The organism is Candidatus Chryseopegocella kryptomonas (assembly GCF_001536065.1).
In the GTDB taxonomy this organism is placed as follows: Bacteria; Bacteroidota; Ignavibacteria; order Kryptoniales; family Kryptoniaceae; genus Kryptonium; species Kryptonium kryptomonas.
This window is the reverse complement of the sequence record NZ_CZVW01000025.1, coordinates 1-19,466: the sequence shown is the minus strand read 5'-3', so window position 1 is coordinate 19,466 and position 19,466 is coordinate 1. Positions and strand designations below refer to the sequence as shown.

The following is a 19,466-nucleotide window of genomic DNA, read 5'->3' as shown; positions in this document are numbered from 1 at the left end:
ACAGTTCTTATTCAGACGTTTTATGATTCAAATTCCATTTGACAGGATTAGAAGATAAATAAAAAAGGCGAGCCAGTTGGCTCGCCTTTTGTGTTTAAAACTTCAATCGCAACTCCGTTGCGATTGAGAAATGCCTCAAATCCCCACCCGACATTAATTGATTGAGATGTCCCGTGGCGAGATTCAATTCAAGGAATGGAAGATTAATTCCAGTCCCAGCCGAAAGTGCAAATCCTTCAAATCCACCAAGCGAAATTCCTGCTCTCAAAGGCAAAAATCCAATCAATATCCATTCAACCCCAAGGGCAAGTTTTGGCTTTTTAAACATTATGCTCTTGTTTCCAATCGGCTGGAAATAATCAGCAGAAATTAACATACGCCCGGGGAAGAAAGGAAGGAAATTTTTCAAGTCAGTTGCAACTCCAAATCTCAACGCAGTCGGAAGCCCTGCGGAAAAACTTTCATATTTTTTCCTATCCGAACTATTGATGTAATCCTCAAAACTTTGTCTTAAACTGTCAAGTTTTTCCTGTGTTGAATATCCCGAGAATTTAAAACTTGTATCGCCGGAAACGATTATTGCATTTTTCGTCCAGTTAACCGAGCCAATGTCCGTTATACTTATTCCAGCAACGAACAATCCCAAAACTTCAGCGCTTGCTCCGATGTCAAAGCCAAGTCCTGTTCCGGCTGGCGTTGGGAAAGGTGAGAACTTAACATTATCTTGTTTATTCGGATCAAGAAAATCAACCCCTGCTCTTCTGACAACGCCCTTCATACTTGCGGTCATCTCATATCCTCGTGTGGAATCTGCGGTTTCAATCGTTAAATTTAATCCATCTGTTTCAGCATATCCAAAACCTTGAATGAACTTAACACCAAGACCAACATTGATATTTTTAACGGCAATTAAATCAAATGGAATTTTTGTCCCAATAGAAACAGAATATTCTCTCAACCACGCTCCACCTACGCCAACATCGTATGAAAAAACAGAACCTGGTGTATTTCCATAGAGAATAAACCTCATAAAATCCTTTGAAATATCAAATCGTGAAAAAACTCTTTCCCTTGCACCGATTGCAATTCCGACGCCTTTGATATGGAAAGCCAAATTGATTAACTTTGCATCAACCTGCCCGATCAATGTTCCAAGATTTTCATCAAATGAATCAAGAATTTTCTGTTTATCAGCATCGCTCAAGTGTCTTGCAACCTTTTGACCAGCGCTGTCAACACCCGTGAAATAGTCAAGGTAAAGATTATAACTCAAAAAATTCATACCAATTCCAGCACCCATTTGCGGAATCAAACTCATCGTGAAGTCACTGTTATCGTTGTAGATAATTGGCTTTTGCTCTTTTACTTCAAAATCAAGATTTTTAAAATCAACAACTGTTTCTTTTCCTGTTTCTTCTCTTGAAATTTGAATTGTTCCGCTAATTTTTGAATTCGGGCTTACTCTGAAATTTCTTATCACAAGTGTTTCATATCCTTTTTGCGTTACAACAACTGTGTAGGTTCCGGGCGGAACATTTTTGAGAGAAAACTCACCACTGAAATTTGCTCTTGCATTTAAATTTAAATTTTTGATCTCAACGCGAGCCCCGGGAATTGGTTGACGAGTTTGGGAATCAACAATTTTTCCTTTCAATTCCGAATCGCTCGCAATTCCCATATAACCAAGCAATGCTGGATTAACACCTATTGCGTCAATTGTTCTGCTTGTAACTGTTGTTGCACCTGCCATTCCAAGCCCACGAACATTTGCTCTGTCATCCCCACCAAGTGCAACCGTAAATGAAACCAGTAAAAATAAAACGAGCGCTTTAAACTTCATTTTATTGACCTTTTTATTTGTTTGTGATTTCAACTTTGTAATTTAATCTTCCGTAAATTTTCACTTTGATTGAATCCGTTGTCCGGAACTTGACAATTTTCCCATTGTCCGCTGTGGCAAGCGATAAAAACGAACGAATAAATTTCATATCCTTGAACTTTTGAATTTCATCTCTGTTGAGTTCTATAACATTAACTGACTTTGTCGCTCCGATTGAAAATCCGTTGTTATCAACGGGGGCTGAACTTATAATGAAATCATTTGATTTTGGAATTGAAATAAGTGAATCCATAACAAAGCCGAATAAAACCGCTCTAAACTTCAATTCAACTCCAACTCCATTATCAATTTCAACAAATAATTTCCCATAATTTGCCTTGTCAATTTGTTTCTTTGTTTCACTTGAAAGTTCTTCAACTTCGCTTGTGTCTTTAAATTCCGCATTTGAAATCCCGAAGCTTGCTGGAAAATTCACTAACACACTTCCATAAACCGAATCACTTGAAGAAACACGCCCCGTCTCATAGTTCGGATTTACAAAAACATAACCAGAAATGGTCAGATACTCCGGAAGTTCGGTTTCAGCAAATGAATTTATGAAGTCAACAATTGTGCTATTGCTCTTGTCTAAAACAATTCGGTGCGATGTGCCAGAAAATCTTCTCTGAGCAACTGGAATTTCAAGCGAATCAACTCTGCCAGTTCTTGTGTTAAAAGCTTTTATCTTCAAATTCAAATCAAAAGTAAACTGTGCGGTCTTATAAAGGTTTATCTCAACCCGAATATCATCAAACCTTAATCTACCACTGAACTTTTCCCTATAATCTTTCAACTCCGAAAGATCAATCTTTTGCTCGTCAAAACTAATTTCCCTCGGTTTAACTTTTCCGGAGATTGACTCAATTACAAGATTTGTCAAATTTATTTGAGCAGATAAACCATCGTTTTTATTTATCGTCCTAAATTCATCGCCGGTGTCTTCGGTGCGAACTTCAACACGATATGAAATTTGGTTTAAGTTATTGCCGACAAGTTTATAATTAGCAAGATTTATGCTTTGAGTTACAGTGTTTGAAGTTGAATTTTTTCTTCCTATGTTAATTGAAATTTGCAATGGCGAATTGTCAAACTTATTCACAAAGTTATAAAGCTTCAACGTTCCGTTAAGTCCAAGATCAATGTTGTTAACAATTCTTATGTTTAATTGTCCACTTTTGAATGTAGCTTCATTAATTAAATCTGGCTGTGGTTCATTCGGTTCAAGTATAAATGAGTCATCAATCGCGACTGGTTCTGTCTGGCTTGGAATTTTTGCGGTAGCCGAGGCAATGCTCAAATTTTGAAGTTCAGCTGATACAGTCAAAAACATTTGATTGACATCAAGATAAACGGGGCTTCCACCACTTCCGGGGGAAAGAACAGTAACTGTAAGTCCAAGATTTGCAGGTAAAGTTATTCCGGAAAGATCTACTTCTGCGGTTTTTTGAGAGTTTGCATTAACCGTTTCATTTACAAATAGCGTAACTATCGGTGTTGAAGGATTGGATTGAGCATAAATTTTTAAGCCATCTGGAAATTGTAAAGGCACGGGCAATCCATTTGCAACAGTTATTTTTAAAACCCCACCATCAAATGTAATTGATTGAAAATTATCAAATGCCGTAAAATTAGTTGAAATTGTTTGTCCTGGTGAATTTGACGGGACAATGTAATTACCCGGTGGAACATTAGATAACCCCGGGAAAATCTGCCCCACCGAAATTTTCGCACTTATCGTCCCTGGATCTTTAACCTCAAAATTCCCAAGTTGAGTTGATGCAGAGGCTGAGATATCAGAAATTTTCAGGTTATCTCCGATTTGGGTCGCTTCAAGTTCCTGTGAAGTGGAATAATAAATTTGATTTCCCGAGCCAACTTTTAGATATGTCGTATCTTTCTCAACAAATTCACCAAGTGTAAATGTTCTGTTAAAAATTGGGACTGTCAAATCAACATCCCAAGTTGGTAAAACTGGCTCCGATGGTTTTTCAAAACAGCCATATAAAAAAATGATGAGCAAGATTGAGGTGATAAGAAAAATTTTTCGCATTTTAAATTTGCCCTTGAGTTTTAATTTTTGTTTTTGTTCTAAATTTAAAAAAGCAAGCAACCTAAAAGTGTGTTTTAAATCACATCTCTGACATTATTTAAGCGATCTCATGTGTGCTTCAACCGAGCGAGAAAGCGCTTGAAGATTGTATCCTCCTTCAAGAACTGACAAAATTCTGCTATCGGAAAATTGTTCAGCAACGGATTTCGTTAAGTCTGTCATTTTTGAGAAAGCATTTTCAGTTAATGCCATTCCAGCAAGTGGATCATCACGGTGTGCATCAAATCCTGCAGATATGATAATAAGCTCGGGTTTAAATTTCTCAAGTGCTGGAACTATCTCATTGCCGAAAATTTTAAGATAATCATCATCGTTTGAGCCAGCTGGCATTGGAAAGTTTAATGTAAAGCCATAACCTTTGCCTGTTCCCTTTTCCTCTCTTGAACCTGTTCCCGGATAAAATGGATATTGATGTAAACTTATGTAAAGAACTGTCGGATCTTCATAAAATATCTCTTGCGTTCCATTCCCGTGATGAACATCCCAGTCAATTATCGCAACCTTTCCAACTTTGTAATTTTCCTGTGCATATCTTGCTGCAATTGCAACATTGTTAAACAAACAAAATCCCATAACTTTATCGCTTTCTGCGTGATGCCCGGGTGGTCTTACAGCGCAAAAAAAACCTTTCTCATATCCTCTTTGAAAATTTTATCAACACCTTCAATCACACCAGAAACAGCAAGCAAAGCGACATCAAAAGAATCTCTACTCACATAAGTATCCCCAAAATCAAGCAATCTTACTCCGCTTAAAATTGAGCTCTTGACAAATTCAAAATGTCTTGGAGTATGAACTTTTAAGATCCATTTTTCAACATCGCTTTTCAATTGTGGAGTGATCCATTCAATTTCATCATTTAAATCCGATTTTTTCAAATGTTCAACAATTGCGGTCAACCTTTCCTTTCTTTCCGGATGCCAAGCCCCTGTGTCGTGTTTTAGATAATCTTCGTGATAAATTAAGCCCAGCTTTTTCATTTGACCTGAAAAAATTTCATTTAAAAAATTAAAATTGCTATCAACAAGTTAACAAAATGGCTCAAAAAGCACAAAACGCAACTAACCTTCAAAATCCGAACAAGAACATAAGACAAATAAATACCAAGAACCACAACAAGCGCAGAAACAATTTGAACTAGTATTTTAATATAACCACTTGCCCCCGAAATAACAAAAACAATTAAACCCAGATAATATATCAAACCATAAACAAAATTTGGAAGCCCGAACAATCTTGCGTATTTCGTTTTGATAATAAGTTGACAGGCGTTCTCGGAAAGTTTGCATACGGATGGAATTGGAAACTTTAAAGGGTGGATTAGGTTAAAATTTACAAGCGTAAAGTAAAGCGAAATGTAAAATCCAAATGTTGAAAGCAGAATTATGAAAATTTTACTCATAATTAAAAATGAAAAATCCCGACGCAGGGGTCGGGATTAATTTTTAAGCTGGTTTTTGAACGCGCCCGAGTTTAATACAAGTGGCGCATACTTTGATTCTTCTGACTTCCCCATCAATTACTGCTCTTACCTTTTGAAGATTTGGCAACCATCTTCTTTTTGAAAGATTGTGAGCGTGGCTTATTCTGTGTCCTGTTATCGGTCGCTTACCACAAATAGCGCAGATATTTGCCATTTGTCTCTTTCTTTTTTATTTAAAAAATTTTTGAGGCGACGCTGGGATTCGAACCCAGGAATAGCGGTTTTGCAGACCGCCCCCTTAGCCACTTGGGTACGTCGCCTTTTTCAGTTATAAATATAAAACTTCGGCTCAAAAAATCAAAATTCAAAATTTCTTCACACAAAACTAAACCTTCGCCTTTAAATTTTCCAAAACTTCATCAAGTGTCTTTATCCCATCTTCTATATCTTCAACCTGCGACATCGCAAGCTCAGGGAAGAAAGTTATTTCAACTGTCCTCAAAATTATTTTCCCAGCAGAATTCCTATATTCACCCCACCAAACCCCGGAGATTTTCGTTTCCTGCCAGACGGTTAACTCAGCGCTTTCATAAATTATTTTAATGTTCCCCCTTCCAAGAACTTCATCAAGAAATTTTGCCTCATCGTAAGAGAGGGGAAAATTGCTCAAATTTATGGTTTTCTTCACGCCTTTCTCTTTAAGCTCAACCAGAGCATGCTTTATTTCATTCAAAAGAAAAATTGCATTTGTTAGATCAGTTTGCATTTGACCTCCATATTTCAATTTGCTTTTTTACTTCATCAATAACTTTATCTATCGCCCTGCGAATCTCGTCACTTATATTATCTCCCCATTTGTTGCTTTTTGGTTGGACACCTATGACTAAATTTTCAACTGGCTTTATACCCAAAAGATTCATCAATGCAATGACTTCGTGGAAAGTTATCTGATGCTCTGAAACTTTTAGTGAAATATATGCTGGGATATCTTCAAGTTTAAATTTTACAATTTCGCCCGGTTTTCCGCCGAAGTTTATAACATCAACGACAATAAGATGCGTTTTATCTTCAAGATAGGGAAGAAGATAGATGCCGAGGGAACCGCCATCAATGATTTCAACATCTGGCGATTCCCCCAGCGTTTGCGAAAGTTTCTTAACAACTTCAACACCAAAACCATCATCACCAAGCAATGGATTTCCTATGCCAAGAACCGCAATTTTCATTTCTCTTTTTTCTCCCATGGCTTTTCAACCGGTTCCCATCCAAGTGGTCTTGTTTTAAGCCCAGTTATCATTGAGGAAAGCATTCCTTTTTCTCTGAAAACTTCAAGATAAATTACAAAGCTTATGTGGTGGATCATAAAACCAATGATTCCCCACATTATCATCTTGTGAATCATTCTGACATTTGCTTCACCGCCAAAGAGCGGAATTACCCATCCGAAAAGTGTGTCAAAGAAACCGCCCGGATTTATTTTCCCAGCCATAGCGAAACCTGTTAATCCCTGAACAGACGCTGCAAGAAAAACAATCACATAAGTCAATGTAGCAAGCGTGTTATGTCCAAGTGTGTGAAGTTCGTAGTCGGTGTATCTCAAAGTTATATAATCTTTTAACTTCCACCATGCTTCCTTCCAGAAATCAGCTTTCCAGATGTGAAATCTAAACCACTGACGATATGTATTTCCAGCAAAGAACCAGTAAGCACGGAAGAGCCCATTCAATGTGAAAATTACAGCAAAGAGAAAGTGTAAATTTTTCATCGTCGCCATAACAGTTGCCCCAAATGGTTCATCTGCAGTTGGTCTGTAAAATGGTGTGCTTATATAAAATCCAGTAAAAATCAGCACACCAACAGCAATGACATTAATCCAATGGCTTACCCTTACGACAGAATCCCAAACATAATATCTTGTGACGCATTCAGATTCAACACGATATATTTGATTTGCCTGCATGTTTTTCACCTTGATTTTTGTTTTTATAAAATTTCAATTTTCGTTATCTCATTACCATTAACATCAAGGACATGTGTTGAACAAGCAAGGCACGGGTCAAATGAGTGAATCACTCGCAAAATTTCAAGTGGTTTTTGTGGATCATGGATTGGGACTCCAATTAACGATTCTTCCATAGGACCACGCTGTCCGAGCGCATCTCTTGGTGAGCCGTTCCAAGTTGTTGCGACAACAGCTTGGTAGTTTGCGATCTTTCCATCTTTGATTTTCACCCAATGTGCAAGTGCCCCACGCGGTGCTGCATAAGTTCCAACACCTTTCAACTCACCCTTACCCCACTTTTCCGGTTCCCATTTTTCCATATTCGCAGTTTGATAATCACCCGCTTTTATGTTTGTAATTAATTCATCGTATAATTTTTTAAGCATTGTCATCGCTCTTCTTGTCTCAATGCCTCTTGCAATCGTTCTTCCAAGCGTTGAATACATTGCATCAAATGGCAAACCAAGTTTTTTCAAAGCTTCATCAACATAGGATTTAACTTCTTCATCTTTATGAGCAAGAGCAATGATCGTCCTTGCCAGAGGTCCGCCTTCCATCGGTCTCCCGCGCCAGCGTGGCGCCTTCATCCAAGAGTATTTTTTATCCATGTCAAGAAATTCCCACGGTGGGGTTGGTCCAGTATATTTTGGATTTGTTTCTCCATCCCATGGATGGAATGCAATTTTATCACCTTTTGAATACTCATACCAAGAATAAGCAACATATTCTTGAATTTGCTCCGGGTCGGTTGGGTCAACCTCATGGACTTCGTTCAAGTTTCCATCAAGCACAGCTCCACCTTTCCATCTGTTCGTTCTCAAAATTGTCTTTATATCGCCTGTGTCCTCTGGAAATTCTCCGTAATCAAGGACGCCTTTCTTGCTCACACCACCGCCCCACTTTGCCCATTCTTTATAAAATGACATTATCGCAACGAGATCAGGCCAATAGAGTTGCTCAACGATTTGCTCGGCTTCTTCTATTTTTGACTTAACAAGAGCAAGTTTATCAATGTTTATCGCATCTGGATGATTTAAATTGATTGCGCAAGGCATTCCACCGACGAGAAGATTCGGATGCGGGTTCTTACCACCAAATACTGCGTGAATCTTAACAATTTCCTTTTGCCAGTTTAAAGCTTCAATATAATGAGCAACCGCAAGCAAATTTGCCTCGGGCGGAAGCTTATATCCAGGATGTCCCCAATATGCATTTGCGAAAATTCCAAGCTGACCCGATTCAACAAATTTTTTCAAACGATTCTGTATGTCTGTGAAATATCCAACGGAAGATTTTGACCAATTTGAAATTTTCTGAGCAAGTTCAGATGTCGCTTTGGGATCTGCTTTTAATGCTGATACAACATCAACCCAATCAAGAGCATGAAGATGATAAAAATGAACAACATGGTCGTGGACGAAAAGGGTTGCAATCATTATGTTTCTTATAAGATTTGCGTTTTTGGGTATTTTAATTTTGAGAGCATCTTCAACAGCTCTGACCGAAGTTACAGCGTGAACGAGAGTGCAGACACCACAAATTCTTTCAGCAAGCGCCCATGCCTCGCGCGGGTCTCTATCGCGCAAAATTATCTCAATCCCTCTGAAAAGAGCGCTTGTGCAAGATGCATCTTTTATAACATTGCCATCAACTATTGCTTGGACTCTGAGATGACCCTCAATTCGGGTCATTGGGTCTACGACAACTCTTTGCGCCATTTTTTATTCCTCCTTTTGTTCTTTCTTTTCCTCTTTTACTTTCTGTGTTGCCTTCTTAACAATTGATGCAACAAGATGAGCTCCTGTTGCAACCGCAACTCCTATGGCAAATCCCTTGCCGATCTCATCAGCAGTGGCAAATCCCGGCAATGGAACATCAGCAACATGCTGATAAAGTGGTCTATTATCCCAGTAATCGGGCTCAGAACAACCAAGGCAAGGATGTCCCGATTGTATCGGGAAACTTGTTCCCTCGTTCCACTTTACAACTGAACAAGCGTTGTATGTAACCGGTCCCCTACAACCAACTTTATACAGACACCATCCTTTTCTTGCTCCCTCATCATCAAATTTTTCAACAAACATACCTGCGTCAAAAAATGCACGCCGATAACATTTGTCGTGAATTCTCTGACCATAAAAAACTTTGGGTCTCTTCAATGCATCAAGCTCGGGCAAAGTATCAAAGGTTATAAGATGAACAATGGTCCCAACGATAACCTCAGCAATTGGTGGACATCCGGGGATATTGACAACCGGTTTATCAGTTATGATTTTGTAAATTGGTTTGCAACCCGTTGGATTTGGATGAGCTGTTGTGACACAACCGAAAGAAGAACATGAACCAACCGAGATTATCGCCTTTGCCCCGCGAGATGCTTTCTTTATGTATTCAAGTGCTGTCATCCCTCCAACAGTGCAATAAACTCCATTATCCTTTGTCGGAACAGAACCTTCAACTGCAAGAATGTAATTCCCAAAATTTTTCTTCATCCCTTCCCAGACAATCTCCTCCGCCTGATGACCTGCTGCAACTTGAATCGTCTCCATATAGTCAAGCGAAATCATGCTCAAAATCACATCCGAAATTAACGGATGTGAAGACCTTATCAGTGACTCCGTGCAACAGGTACAAGCTGCAAAGTTAAGCCAATAGATTGGGGGTCGTGGTTTTGATTCAAGCGCACGAACAACCTTTGAAAACATTGTGCTTTCAAGACCAAGATATGCGGTTGTCAAAAGACAAAATCTTAAAAAATCTCTCCTTGAAATTCCTTTTCTTCGCACTTCCTCATAAAATGTTTCCTGAACCTGCATAATTTAAACCTCCCATTATTTTTAAATTTGTTTTTCAAGATGAACAAACCTGCCACGTTTAAATCCCATCCTTCTCAAAAATTCAAGTGTCGCTTCATCTGTAAATTCTGCAATCGTGCAAATTCTTTTTAATCCAAGCTCCCTTACTTTATCAAGGAACTCAACAAGAAGACGCCTTCCAATTCCCTGACGCCTGTAATCCGGGTGAACTACAATCGCAATCAACCAAGCACACTCGGGCGCCTGATACCACTTCGGTTGCGTATCTCCAAAGATGAAACCAACCGGCTCTTTGCCCAAATAAGCAATCCTACCGAACAAAGTCCCAGATGTTTTGATCTCTTGTAAAAGATCAATAAACATCTTTTCACAAACAAAGCTGTAACTTCCTTTACTTTTCAATTCATTCTGAATTTTCAAAACAACATCAATATCGCATTCGCTAAAATCTTTTGTCTCAATTTTTTCAAAAAGACGCATCTTTAACTCCATAAATGAACCCGTTCCTGAGCCTTGTGTGGGATTGAAAGAGGTGCTGTAAAAGGAAAGAAATCACTTAAACCTTTAAATCTATCTAAATCAATCCGAATGTTTCTTCTGATAAGATGCTTGATAAGACCAACATACTTGACATCGCCGATAATTTCCGCACCAATCAATTTTTCGCCCTCAAAATAATAAAACTCCAAAATGCCATCTCTTTCTATCATCTTTCCAAGTTTGCTTTCATCGTGAACATTTCCAATTGAGAAATAAACTTTTTCAAAGACATTCAAAGCGTTAACTCTTATTCCACCTTCATAAATCATTTCTTGACCGACGATATTAGCCCCTGCGACTTTGCCTGTCTCTTGTGCGTTTGGCCAAACTGGAAACGGTCTTATTGAACCATCAATTGCACTTTTCAATTCAACGCAATCACCGCATGCGTAAATATCTGGTTCAGAAGTTTGCATCTTTTCGTCAACGATGATCCCATTTCTTGGACCAAGTTTTAAGACATCTTTAACAAAATCCGTATTTGGCACAACCCCAACGCCCATTATCACTGATGAACACTTTATCTTTCTTTTGTTAGTTTTGACCGACTTAACAGGGTTTCCGGTTATTTCAATCGGCTCTTCATCTTTTAAAATTTCAATCCCTTTCTCCACAAGTTGAGATTCAATCATCTCAGATACTCTACGGCTGAAAACTGTGCTTAATATGTAGGGTGCGATTTCAATTATTGTTAATTTCTTTTTGCTTTTCAAAAGCGCTATAGCCGACTCAACTCCAACAGGTCCGCCCCCAATTATAACAACTTCATCCGATTCATCACTTTTTATCTTTTCAGCATCTTCGTATGTTCTCAAAACATAAACTCTTTTATTCCTTGCCCCGGGAATGTCAAGAATTCTTGGCGATGCTCCACTTGCAATTAAAAGTTTATCATATCTGTATCGGCTTTTTTCAGTTACAACAACTTTCTCATCTGGTTCAACGGCGATAACCCTTTCACCAAGTTTCAAATCAACATTCATTGATTTATAAAATTCATACCGAATTGAGAACAAATTTTCCTTGGAGAGAACACCCTCAATATAGTAAGGCAAAACAACAGGTGAGTAATACGGTGTCTTCTGGTCAAGAACTTCTCTTGAAATTACAGTTATTGAACTTTGCTGATCCCACTTTCTTATCTCTCTGATTGCTGACACAGCGCCGATGCTATTTCCGATTATCACAATTTGCATTTATAGATCATTGACTAAATTTTTGAAAAATTCAAGCATCGCTTTAAAAAATTGCGAATTTGAACTTTCAATCGCAGGGATGACGCAAGGTTCGGAATTGTAAATATCTTCATCATAAGGTAAAAAGTAAACGGGTAGATCTGAAACTTTGCTATCAAGTTGAGATAACAACTTAACAATTTTGTCTTTTTCATTCCTGACTTTGTTAAAGACGATGTGGATTTTCGGGATCCCGAGACCTTGTGCGAGTTTAACCGCCTGAGTCATAACATAAATTGAATTAAAGGTTGGCTCAGAAACAATAATCGCGTGATGAAATCCTTTTGCAATGGCTCTTCCAAAATGTTCAAGTCCTGCTTCCGTATCCATTATTATGACTTCATTTTTGCGAAGATTTATGTAATTCACAACCGCTTGAAGCAAATCATTTTCAGGACACGCACAACCAACAGCCGGCTGGGAAACTGTTCCCATGACAAGAAGATTCAATTTTTCGTTAATCTTTATCCCAAATCTTTCAACAACATCGCTTACATCTGGATTTAAACGGAAGAACAGCCCCCAGCCGGTTCCAGGTCTTGCTCCCGTCTTCTCCTCAATATAATCAATCTGCTTGTTCAAGGGTGTGATTTCGTTTGCTTTGTCAATTGGAATGCCAAGCGCAAATGGAAGATTCATTTGTGGGTCTTCATCAACCGCAAGCACATTAAAACCAGCATTTGAAAAAAGATACGCAAGAACAGAAGAAACAACGGTTTTACCAACTCCACCTTTTCCAGTGACAATGATTCGCCTTCCTTCTTCAATTTTTCTTTCAACTTCGGGAATTTCAGATAAAATCTGCTCTATTATCCTATCTCTTTCTTTCTCGCTTGCTGTTGTAAATGGCATTTTTCAGTATCTTTTTATTTCTCAAATTTGGACCATTTCGGGAACAGGCAAATTCAAAGCAATTCTCTTTTGCCTTATCCTGTCAAGTATTCCCTTAACCGCAAGCTCGGGATCACATTCAACATAAGCTTCTCCACCTGTCAATGTCTTTAAATCTTTTGTGAGAATTTCTCTGACCTTTGGACCTCCAAGGATTCTCGGCGGTGGGCAAACATGAACAGTTACTCCAAGCGCAAGAGCCCATGTCCCAATTGAAATTGCTTTCTCAGAAATTAACTCCGGAGCCGATGCAACGACAGGCAAATCAGAAACTTTTAAGCCAAGTTTTTCGGACAACGCTTTTAACAGAACACCAATTCTTGAATTATCAACACATGAACCCATATGAATCGCAACAGGCAAACTGTTAAGCCCAGCTGCATTTCCAAGCGCCTTCAAAACCTGTTTTAATCCATCCCCAACTTCAAACGAGTCAACTTTATTTGGATTCAAAAATCCCGTTTGACCTGCGATATGTGCAATGCAACCGGTGACGATGACAAGAACATTGTTCTTTATCAAACCTTTTATCATTCTTTCCGTAAACGCCAAGCGTCTCGTCTTCGGGTTTGGACACCCAACAATTGCAACCACACCGAAGATATTTCCATTCACAATGTTATCAATCAATGGTTTAAGAGGATCTTCGGGACTTAATTTGCTCAAAACCTCAACCAACGCCTCAACTGAAAATCCTGCTATTATCTCTTCCATTGAATCTGGGATGTGAACTCTGCTTGGTTCTCTTTGCTTGTATGCTTCAAGCGCTATCTCAATTACTTGCTTTGCGACATCATCTGCTTTTTCAGGGGAATACTCAATGTGAGTTGCGCCCGGAATTTTAACAAAAGGCATCGTCGTTATAAGCTTCGTATGATAACAGGATGCAACATCGCTTAAAATTGGCCAAACGCATTGATAATCAACCACCATCGCTTCAAGCGCACCTGTTACAATTGCAAGTTCCGCTTGAAACTCATTCGCAGCAAGTGGAACACCGTGTCTCATTAAAACTTCATTTCCAGTGCAACAAACCCCAACTATGTTTATTCCCTTCGCCCCAAGAGCTTTGGCTTTATCATTTAATTTTTCAGCCCACTCAACTATTTTTTCCGAAAGAAGTGGATTATGCCCGTGAACAGCGATATTCACATAATCTTCTTTGATAACAGCAAGATTTGCCCAGCTTCTGATTGGTTTCGGGGTTCCAAAAAGGACATCCGAAAGTTCCGTCGCCATTGTTAAGCCAAGTCCATCAACCAAACCCATTTGCAAATCAGCAAGCATTATATTCACAGGGTCAGCATCATTTCCCATACTTGTTCTATGCATCGCATTCATTATCGGACGCCATACATTATGCGGTATAACGCCAAGTTTTTCAAGTTGCTCATAACTTGACTTTGGAGTATATGCTTTAATCCAAACAGCGGGTTCTTTCTCAAGACGTTTAAAATCTTCAAGCGAAATTTCAGCGACTTCTTTTGCGATCTCTTTTATATCCTTTCCATCCGTTTTAATCCCGAGATTTTGGGCGACTCTGCGAAGTTTTTCTTCATCTTTAATCATATAAGTTGAAATTTTCCCTTCAGCGACTTCTTTTAAAACCTCTGCAATATCCATTGCATGCTCAGTGTGGGAAGCTGCACCGCCAACTGTTTCTCTTAAAAGATTCCTTGCAACTATTGTATCAGCTGTAGCACCACAAACTCCAACCTTTGGACCTCCATCAAAAACATCAATTCTACACGGTCCCATATAACACATTCTGCAACATACCCCGAGCTCCCCAAATCCACATTGCGGTTCCTGCAAAGCCAACCTCTGTAAAGATGTTGTCTTGACTTCTTTAAATTCTTTTTTCAAAAGTTCAACATTTGATTCTGGGAGAAGCCCAAAATTATTTGTCCTGTTATCCCAAACTCTCTCTTTGTCCTTTAAAATGTCCGCCATTTTAGACTACCTCCATATAAGTTTTTGTTGATTTTGAAAGGGACGCAATTGTTGATTGACGTTTAAACTGTTCAAGTGTCTCAACATCAGTATATATCAATGCATTAGTCGGACATGCTTCAACGCACGCTGGAATTCTTCCAGATTTAACTCTCTCATTGCATCCATCGCATTTTCTTGAAACTTTCCTTGTTAAATCAGGATAAATTGCGCCAAACGGGCAGGACATTGCGCACTGCCAGCAACCTATGCATTTTGAATCGTTGTAAACCACAAGGTTTGTTTCTGGATCTCTGTAAATTGCCGAAGTTGGGCAGATCGCAACGCAAGGAGCATCTTCACAGTGAGTGCACCTTAAAGAGGCGATGAAGCCATCAAACTTTAACACAGTGTTAAACCTTGGTGGAGTCGGTTCTTCAAAAATTGCTTTGTAAATGTCTTTTGAAATTGAATGTTCAACAGCGCAAGCAATTTCGCAACTCTTACAACCTGTGCATCTGGATGGGTCAATGAAAACTTTTTTCATTTCTCTAACTCCTGATTTTAAGTTTTACTATAAGAAAAAAATTTCAACAACCGTGCCAGAAAGAAATAAAAAAATTTTGCAAATCACACAGGAATGAATTTTGAATTTGCCAAAAATGACAAACTCTTAAAATCTGATTTTGACAGAATTGGCAAAGACGGGTTACTTGGGAAGGATTCTATATTTTTTCAACTTGCGATAAAATGTCCGCAAACTTATTCCAAGAAAACGAGCTGCTTCCTTTGGCTCTGGATGTTCTTTCAAAGTTTCAGAAATTAAATACGCTTCAAAACATTCAAGCTTCTCACGCGCATTGTTCCCCCTTAAAATTTCTGGATGTTTGCAAAAATGAATTAAATAATCCGGCAAATGTTCAACCTGAATTTTATCCCCACTTGACTTTGCAATGGCATAAACAAGAACGCTTCTTAACTCTCTTATATTCCCAGGCCAAGGATAACAAAAGAAAAGTTCCATAACCGCTGAATCAATTTTAACATCTTTCCCCGATGACTGAATAAAATACTTAACAAATTCTGGAAGGTCATAAATTCTATCACGAAGTGGTGGGAGTTTATACACAAAAACCGAAAGCCGATAATAAAGGTCTTTTCTGAATTCACCTTTTTCAACTTTTGCCTTCAAATCAACATTCGTTGACGCAATGAAGCGAACATCAATTTGCTTTGGCTTTGTATCACCAACTGAAATAATTTCTTTCTCTTCAATTGCTCTTAAAATTTTAACCTGCGATTCAATCGGAAGTTCTCCGATTTCATCAAGAAAAACAGTCCCCCCATTAGCTTCTTCAAGTATTCCTTTTTTATCTCTGTCTGCGCCGGTAAAAGCTCCTTTTTTATATCCAAAAAGTTCGCTTTCAAGAAGATTCGGCGGAATAGCAGCACAATTTATCGGAATAAAAATTTTATCCTTTCTATTTGAATTTTGATGAATGTATCTTGCAAGAACTTCTTTGCCTGTCCCAGTTTCACCGAGTATCAGGACGGGCTCATCCGTTGAAGCAGCGATCAAAGCATCATCAAATATATTTTTAAGCGAGCCAATAACTATGTTCATTTGATTCAATCATTACTTTACCCCGATTTTTCAGCAGGTGCTTTTGAGGAAAGATAATTTTAAATTTTTTCACAATGTATTGTGAATTTTTCGTCGGGACGGCGGGATTTCTCCCAAGGAGTCCCTTCGGGACGCTACCAAACCGCGCTACGCCCCGAATTTCTTTACGATTTCCAACTTTTCAAAATAACCTTCTGGACTTTTCAAATACATTTCCTTTGCAAATGCTTCTTTTTTTGTCTCAAATTTTTCAGTGTAAATTAGCTTAAACGGTCTTCTACACTTTGTTGACTTAACACGCCCTAAATTATGCTCACGTAATCTCCTCTCAACATTTTTCGTATGCCCAATATAATAACCGCTATCTTTTAAACTTTTGAGAATATAAACAAAGTAAGGCATATCGCTTTCTAAATTGTTTAGTCGGGACGGCGGGATTTGAACCCGCGACCCCTACCACCCCAAGGTAGTGCGCTACCAGGCTGCGCTACGTCCCGAATTTAAAGAACTTTTAAAACCTCAGTCGGGACGGCGGGATTTCTCCCAAGGAGTCCCTTCGGGAGAACCCGCAACCCCTACCACCCCAAGGTAGTGGTCCTAAGGACTCCCTTAGGGACGCTACCAGGCTGCGCTACGTCCCGAATCCTCCTCTCAAAGAACGAAAAATCACCAAATAAAATTTACTAAAATTTCCAAAACTTATCAAACCTTTGAAACTGCTGGAAAAACTTTCTCCTTATACTCAACCACGATCTTCTCAATTCTCTCAAGATCAATCATCTGAATGCATTCAAGATTATAAGGACAAACTCTCTTCCAACAAGGAGCACATTCTAGACCTTCTGGAATTAACTTAACACCTCTATCATACAGATCAATCTCAACCCACGAGCTTAAACCAAACCACGCTATCACAAATTTTCTCAATGCAATCGCAAGATGCATCCCATACGAATCTCCGGTTATAACAACATCGCAAATGTTTTCATAACATATTCCACGCCTTATACCCTCTGTTGTTGGAGTGTTAATTAATTTCCCAGCGACACCATCAATTTCAATTGCTCGTCTGTAAATTTCTTCGTTTCTTTCTGTGTCCTCAGGTCCACCAAGTAAAACAAGCTTTATCCCGTCATATTTTGATAATCTTTTTATCAACTCAACATGCTGTTCAATCGTCATTTTTTTATTCGGATACAAAGGGGAACAACCCGTGTTAAATCCAACAACAAGCTCGCCTTCCTTTATTCCAACGCTTCGCTTGTATTCTTCTGAAAATTTCTTCTCCTCATCACTCAAAACTAAAACATACTCATCACGCTTATATTCAAGTTCAAACATTTCGCATAAAATCTCCTGCCGTGTCTTCTGATTTTTACGAAACTTTAACTCATCATCAAGACCAAGACGATAATCATAACTTGCGGAAACATTCAAAGGTATTATCTGACCGTGTTCATTCATCCCATAGCCAAGTTTTTTATCCGCCTTCAACTTCATCGTCAAACTTGCTGATCTTCTTGATTTATCAACATTCATCACAATGTCAAATTTCATATTCTCAAGCACAAGCCATGTCTCGGGATCCCATACAAAGACCTCATCAAGGTAAGGATTATTATCAAGAAGACGATGCGTGTTTTTAAGCGTAAGCCAATAAATTGAACTCTCGGGATATTTTCTCTTTATTGCAGGCAAAATTGAACTCGTAAGCAAAACATTTCCCATCGCATCAAGATTTATGATCAAAATTTTAACACCAAAAGGTCTTGGATCAACGCACCCAGTTTCGTGACACTTGGCATAAGAATAACACGGTTTATAACCTGTGAAGTTCTTGCATTCGGGAATTTCAAAATCAAAAACTTTCATAATCTTGCTAACTCAATAAGTTTCTCCATCTCGCTTTCTGGATTTTCAATAACTTCAACACCTTCAATTTCGGATGTCTCCTGCGTTGAATAAAGCAGAATAATTTTAACCGATGGTTTCAAAATTTTCAACTCCGCAATTGTATCTTTCAATTTCAATCTCGGCGTCTTTGAATCAATCAGAATTGTTCCGATCTTTTCGCTGTTTTCATTTAAAACTTTAACCGCTATAACTTTATCATCCGCAAACAAAATTTCAACACCTTTTGACTCAAAAAATGACTTTAACTTTGACTTCAAATTTTGATTTTCACATATAATCATCACAGTTGCACCAGTTCCTTTTTCAACCTCTTTAACTTTTTGTCCAACTTTTGGAATTTCATCAATAGATACGACAGGAAGATAAAATGCGACCTTTGTCCCTTCGCCAAGTTTTGAATCAACAGTTATAAATCCACCATGTGAAGTCACAATCCCGAAAACAGTCGCCATCCCGAGCCCTGTTCCAATTTCAGGTCTTTTCGTCGTGAAAAACGGCTCAAAAATTCTTGACTTCGTCTTCTCGTCCATACCTATACCATTATCACTGACACTTACGCAAACATATTTCCCTGGGTTCACCTTGAAAATATCAGCATCCTCAAGCGTAATGTCCTTAACACATGTCTCAATCAATATCTTACCGTTTTCATTTAACATTCCTTTCTCTTTTTTCTCAACGATCGCATCTTTTGCATTTATAGCGATATTTAAAAACGCCTGCTGTATCTCTATCCTTGAACCATAAACTTTCACACCAGCACAATTTGACCTCACTTCAATATCTATAAACTTTGGGAAAAGCGACCTCAAAAGATCAACAGTGTTTAAAACCACTTGTTCAAAATCAAGTATCTCCGCATTTGGAATTTCCTTCCTTGTGAAAATTTTCAAACGCTTAATTAACTCCGCACCACGATTTGAAATTGAAATTATGTTGTCAATGTATTTTTTCAAATCCTCTTTTTTCAATTCCCCACGCTGAAACTTAAGATCAATCATCTGCGCAGAAGCAACAATTATCTGCAAAATGTTATTAAAATCGTGCGCCATCCCCATTGTAAATGTCCCGATTGATTCAACCCTCTGCAAATGTCTTAT

Annotated in this window: 20 protein-coding genes and 3 tRNA genes; all 23 read right to left on the bottom strand. The window is 38.5% G+C overall.

Annotated elements, in window-relative coordinates; genetic code table 11:
* Positions 1–94: 94 nt before the first annotated feature.
* Entirely contained in the window at positions 95–1,840 is a 1,746-nt protein-coding gene (locus AWW83_RS08735) for a DUF5723 family protein (RefSeq protein ID WP_143713952.1), read from the bottom strand.
* Between the two features lie 13 nt (positions 1,841–1,853).
* On the bottom strand, positions 1,854–3,929 hold the full coding sequence (locus AWW83_RS08730; RefSeq protein ID WP_143713951.1) for a hypothetical protein: 2,076 nt from the start codon (positions 3,927–3,929) through the stop codon (positions 1,854–1,856).
* A 93-nt stretch (positions 3,930–4,022) separates the two neighbouring features.
* On the bottom strand, positions 4,023–4,562 hold the full coding sequence (locus AWW83_RS10205) for a histone deacetylase family protein (protein ID WP_320409428.1): 540 nt from the start codon (positions 4,560–4,562) through the stop codon (positions 4,023–4,025).
* A 35-nt stretch (positions 4,563–4,597) separates the two neighbouring features.
* Positions 4,598–4,969, bottom strand: coding sequence for a hypothetical protein (locus AWW83_RS10200; protein WP_320409427.1), 372 nt, complete (start codon positions 4,967–4,969; stop codon positions 4,598–4,600).
* 20 nt (positions 4,970–4,989) lie between these two features.
* Entirely contained in the window at positions 4,990–5,391 is a 402-nt protein-coding gene (locus AWW83_RS08720) for a vitamin K epoxide reductase family protein (protein WP_092350930.1), read from the bottom strand.
* A 43-nt stretch (positions 5,392–5,434) separates the two neighbouring features.
* On the bottom strand, positions 5,435–5,626 hold the full coding sequence (gene rpmB, locus AWW83_RS08715; RefSeq protein ID WP_092350928.1) for a 50S ribosomal protein L28: 192 nt from the start codon (positions 5,624–5,626) through the stop codon (positions 5,435–5,437).
* Positions 5,627–5,659: 33 nt separating this feature from the next.
* Positions 5,660–5,732, bottom strand: a tRNA-Cys gene (locus AWW83_RS08710).
* A 65-nt stretch (positions 5,733–5,797) separates the two neighbouring features.
* The gene (locus AWW83_RS08705) at positions 5,798–6,178 is read right to left on the bottom strand and encodes a hydrogenase expression/formation C-terminal domain-containing protein (RefSeq protein WP_092350926.1); all 381 of its coding nucleotides are present in this window, start codon (positions 6,176–6,178) and stop codon (positions 5,798–5,800) included.
* The gene (locus tag AWW83_RS08700) at positions 6,168–6,656 is read right to left on the bottom strand and encodes a HyaD/HybD family hydrogenase maturation endopeptidase (protein WP_092350924.1); all 489 of its coding nucleotides are present in this window, start codon (positions 6,654–6,656) and stop codon (positions 6,168–6,170) included. The genes AWW83_RS08705 and AWW83_RS08700 overlap by 11 nt, the downstream gene beginning before the upstream one ends.
* Entirely contained in the window at positions 6,635–7,372 is a 738-nt protein-coding gene (gene cybH, locus AWW83_RS08695) for a Ni/Fe-hydrogenase, b-type cytochrome subunit (protein WP_092350922.1), read from the bottom strand. Before cybH ends, AWW83_RS08700 begins: the two co-directional genes overlap by 22 nt.
* 23 nt (positions 7,373–7,395) lie before the next feature.
* A complete protein-coding gene (locus AWW83_RS08690) occupies positions 7,396–9,132 on the bottom strand; it encodes a nickel-dependent hydrogenase large subunit (RefSeq protein ID WP_092350920.1) in 1,737 nt (578 codons plus the stop codon).
* A gap of 3 nt (positions 9,133–9,135) precedes the next feature.
* Entirely contained in the window at positions 9,136–10,230 is a 1,095-nt protein-coding gene (locus AWW83_RS08685; RefSeq protein ID WP_092350918.1) for a hydrogenase small subunit, read from the bottom strand.
* Between the two features lie 21 nt (positions 10,231–10,251).
* On the bottom strand, positions 10,252–10,710 hold the full coding sequence (locus AWW83_RS08680; protein ID WP_159421160.1) for a GNAT family N-acetyltransferase: 459 nt from the start codon (positions 10,708–10,710) through the stop codon (positions 10,252–10,254).
* Between the two features lie 2 nt (positions 10,711–10,712).
* Positions 10,713–11,966: an NAD(P)/FAD-dependent oxidoreductase gene (locus AWW83_RS08675; RefSeq protein ID WP_092350914.1), complete on the bottom strand. Its 1,254-nt coding sequence runs from the start codon at positions 11,964–11,966 to the stop codon at positions 10,713–10,715.
* Positions 11,967–12,857 (bottom strand): ATP-binding protein, encoded by an 891-nt coding sequence (locus AWW83_RS08670; protein WP_092350912.1) that lies wholly within the window; start codon positions 12,855–12,857, stop codon positions 11,967–11,969.
* 21 nt (positions 12,858–12,878) lie between these two features.
* Positions 12,879–14,849 carry an anaerobic carbon-monoxide dehydrogenase catalytic subunit gene (cooS, locus tag AWW83_RS08665; protein WP_092350910.1) on the bottom strand — a complete coding sequence of 657 codons (1,971 nt, stop codon included), beginning with the start codon at positions 14,847–14,849 and terminating at the stop codon, positions 12,879–12,881.
* A gap of 1 nt (position 14,850) precedes the next feature.
* Positions 14,851–15,375: a 4Fe-4S dicluster domain-containing protein gene (locus AWW83_RS08660; protein WP_092350908.1), complete on the bottom strand. Its 525-nt coding sequence runs from the start codon at positions 15,373–15,375 to the stop codon at positions 14,851–14,853.
* 162 nt (positions 15,376–15,537) lie between these two features.
* Complete coding sequence (locus tag AWW83_RS08655; protein ID WP_143713949.1) at positions 15,538–16,452, bottom strand: sigma-54 interaction domain-containing protein; 915 nt, start codon at positions 16,450–16,452, stop codon at positions 15,538–15,540.
* 147 nt (positions 16,453–16,599) lie between these two features.
* Entirely contained in the window at positions 16,600–16,854 is a 255-nt protein-coding gene (locus AWW83_RS08650) for a GIY-YIG nuclease family protein (RefSeq protein WP_092350904.1), read from the bottom strand.
* Positions 16,855–16,875: 21 nt separating this feature from the next.
* Positions 16,876–16,949 (bottom strand) — tRNA-Pro (locus AWW83_RS08645).
* Between the two features lie 26 nt (positions 16,950–16,975).
* A tRNA-Pro gene (locus tag AWW83_RS09915) sits at positions 16,976–17,093 on the bottom strand.
* Between the two features lie 61 nt (positions 17,094–17,154).
* On the bottom strand, positions 17,155–18,324 hold the full coding sequence (locus AWW83_RS08640) for a glycosyltransferase family 9 protein (protein WP_092350902.1): 1,170 nt from the start codon (positions 18,322–18,324) through the stop codon (positions 17,155–17,157).
* The coding region (locus tag AWW83_RS08635; protein ID WP_234697288.1) for a sensor histidine kinase at positions 18,321–19,466 on the bottom strand (1,146 nt) is incomplete at its 5' end. The genes AWW83_RS08640 and AWW83_RS08635, both read right to left, overlap by 4 nt.

What these genes read in the sequence shown, in the direction of transcription:
- AWW83_RS08735 (WP_143713952.1), bottom strand. Translation starts at nt 1,840, where the DNA reads ATGAAGTTTAAAGCGCTCGTTTTATTTTTACTGGTTTCATTTACGGTT.
- AWW83_RS08730 (WP_143713951.1), bottom strand. Translation starts at nt 3,929, where the DNA reads ATGCGAAAAATTTTTCTTATCACCTCAATCTTGCTCATCATTTTTTTA.
- AWW83_RS10205 (WP_320409428.1), bottom strand. Translation starts at nt 4,562, where the DNA reads ATGGGATTTTGTTTGTTTAACAATGTTGCAATTGCAGCAAGATATGCA.
- AWW83_RS10200 (WP_320409427.1), bottom strand. Translation starts at nt 4,969, where the DNA reads ATGAAAAAGCTGGGCTTAATTTATCACGAAGATTATCTAAAACACGAC.
- AWW83_RS08720 (WP_092350930.1), bottom strand. Translation starts at nt 5,391, where the DNA reads ATGAGTAAAATTTTCATAATTCTGCTTTCAACATTTGGATTTTACATT.
- rpmB (WP_092350928.1), bottom strand. Translation starts at nt 5,626, where the DNA reads ATGGCAAATATCTGCGCTATTTGTGGTAAGCGACCGATAACAGGACAC.
- AWW83_RS08705 (WP_092350926.1), bottom strand. Translation starts at nt 6,178, where the DNA reads ATGCAAACTGATCTAACAAATGCAATTTTTCTTTTGAATGAAATAAAG.
- AWW83_RS08700 (WP_092350924.1), bottom strand. Translation starts at nt 6,656, where the DNA reads ATGGGAGAAAAAAGAGAAATGAAAATTGCGGTTCTTGGCATAGGAAAT.
- cybH (WP_092350922.1), bottom strand. Translation starts at nt 7,372, where the DNA reads ATGCAGGCAAATCAAATATATCGTGTTGAATCTGAATGCGTCACAAGA.
- AWW83_RS08690 (WP_092350920.1), bottom strand. Translation starts at nt 9,132, where the DNA reads ATGGCGCAAAGAGTTGTCGTAGACCCAATGACCCGAATTGAGGGTCAT.
- AWW83_RS08685 (WP_092350918.1), bottom strand. Translation starts at nt 10,230, where the DNA reads ATGCAGGTTCAGGAAACATTTTATGAGGAAGTGCGAAGAAAAGGAATT.
- AWW83_RS08680 (WP_159421160.1), bottom strand. Translation starts at nt 10,710, where the DNA reads ATGCGTCTTTTTGAAAAAATTGAGACAAAAGATTTTAGCGAATGCGAT.
- AWW83_RS08675 (WP_092350914.1), bottom strand. Translation starts at nt 11,966, where the DNA reads ATGCAAATTGTGATAATCGGAAATAGCATCGGCGCTGTGTCAGCAATC.
- AWW83_RS08670 (WP_092350912.1), bottom strand. Translation starts at nt 12,857, where the DNA reads ATGCCATTTACAACAGCAAGCGAGAAAGAAAGAGATAGGATAATAGAG.
- cooS (WP_092350910.1), bottom strand. Translation starts at nt 14,849, where the DNA reads ATGGCGGACATTTTAAAGGACAAAGAGAGAGTTTGGGATAACAGGACA.
- AWW83_RS08660 (WP_092350908.1), bottom strand. Translation starts at nt 15,375, where the DNA reads ATGAAAAAAGTTTTCATTGACCCATCCAGATGCACAGGTTGTAAGAGT.
- AWW83_RS08655 (WP_143713949.1), bottom strand. Translation starts at nt 16,452, where the DNA reads ATGAACATAGTTATTGGCTCGCTTAAAAATATATTTGATGATGCTTTG.
- AWW83_RS08650 (WP_092350904.1), bottom strand. Translation starts at nt 16,854, where the DNA reads ATGCCTTACTTTGTTTATATTCTCAAAAGTTTAAAAGATAGCGGTTAT.
- AWW83_RS08640 (WP_092350902.1), bottom strand. Translation starts at nt 18,324, where the DNA reads ATGAAAGTTTTTGATTTTGAAATTCCCGAATGCAAGAACTTCACAGGT.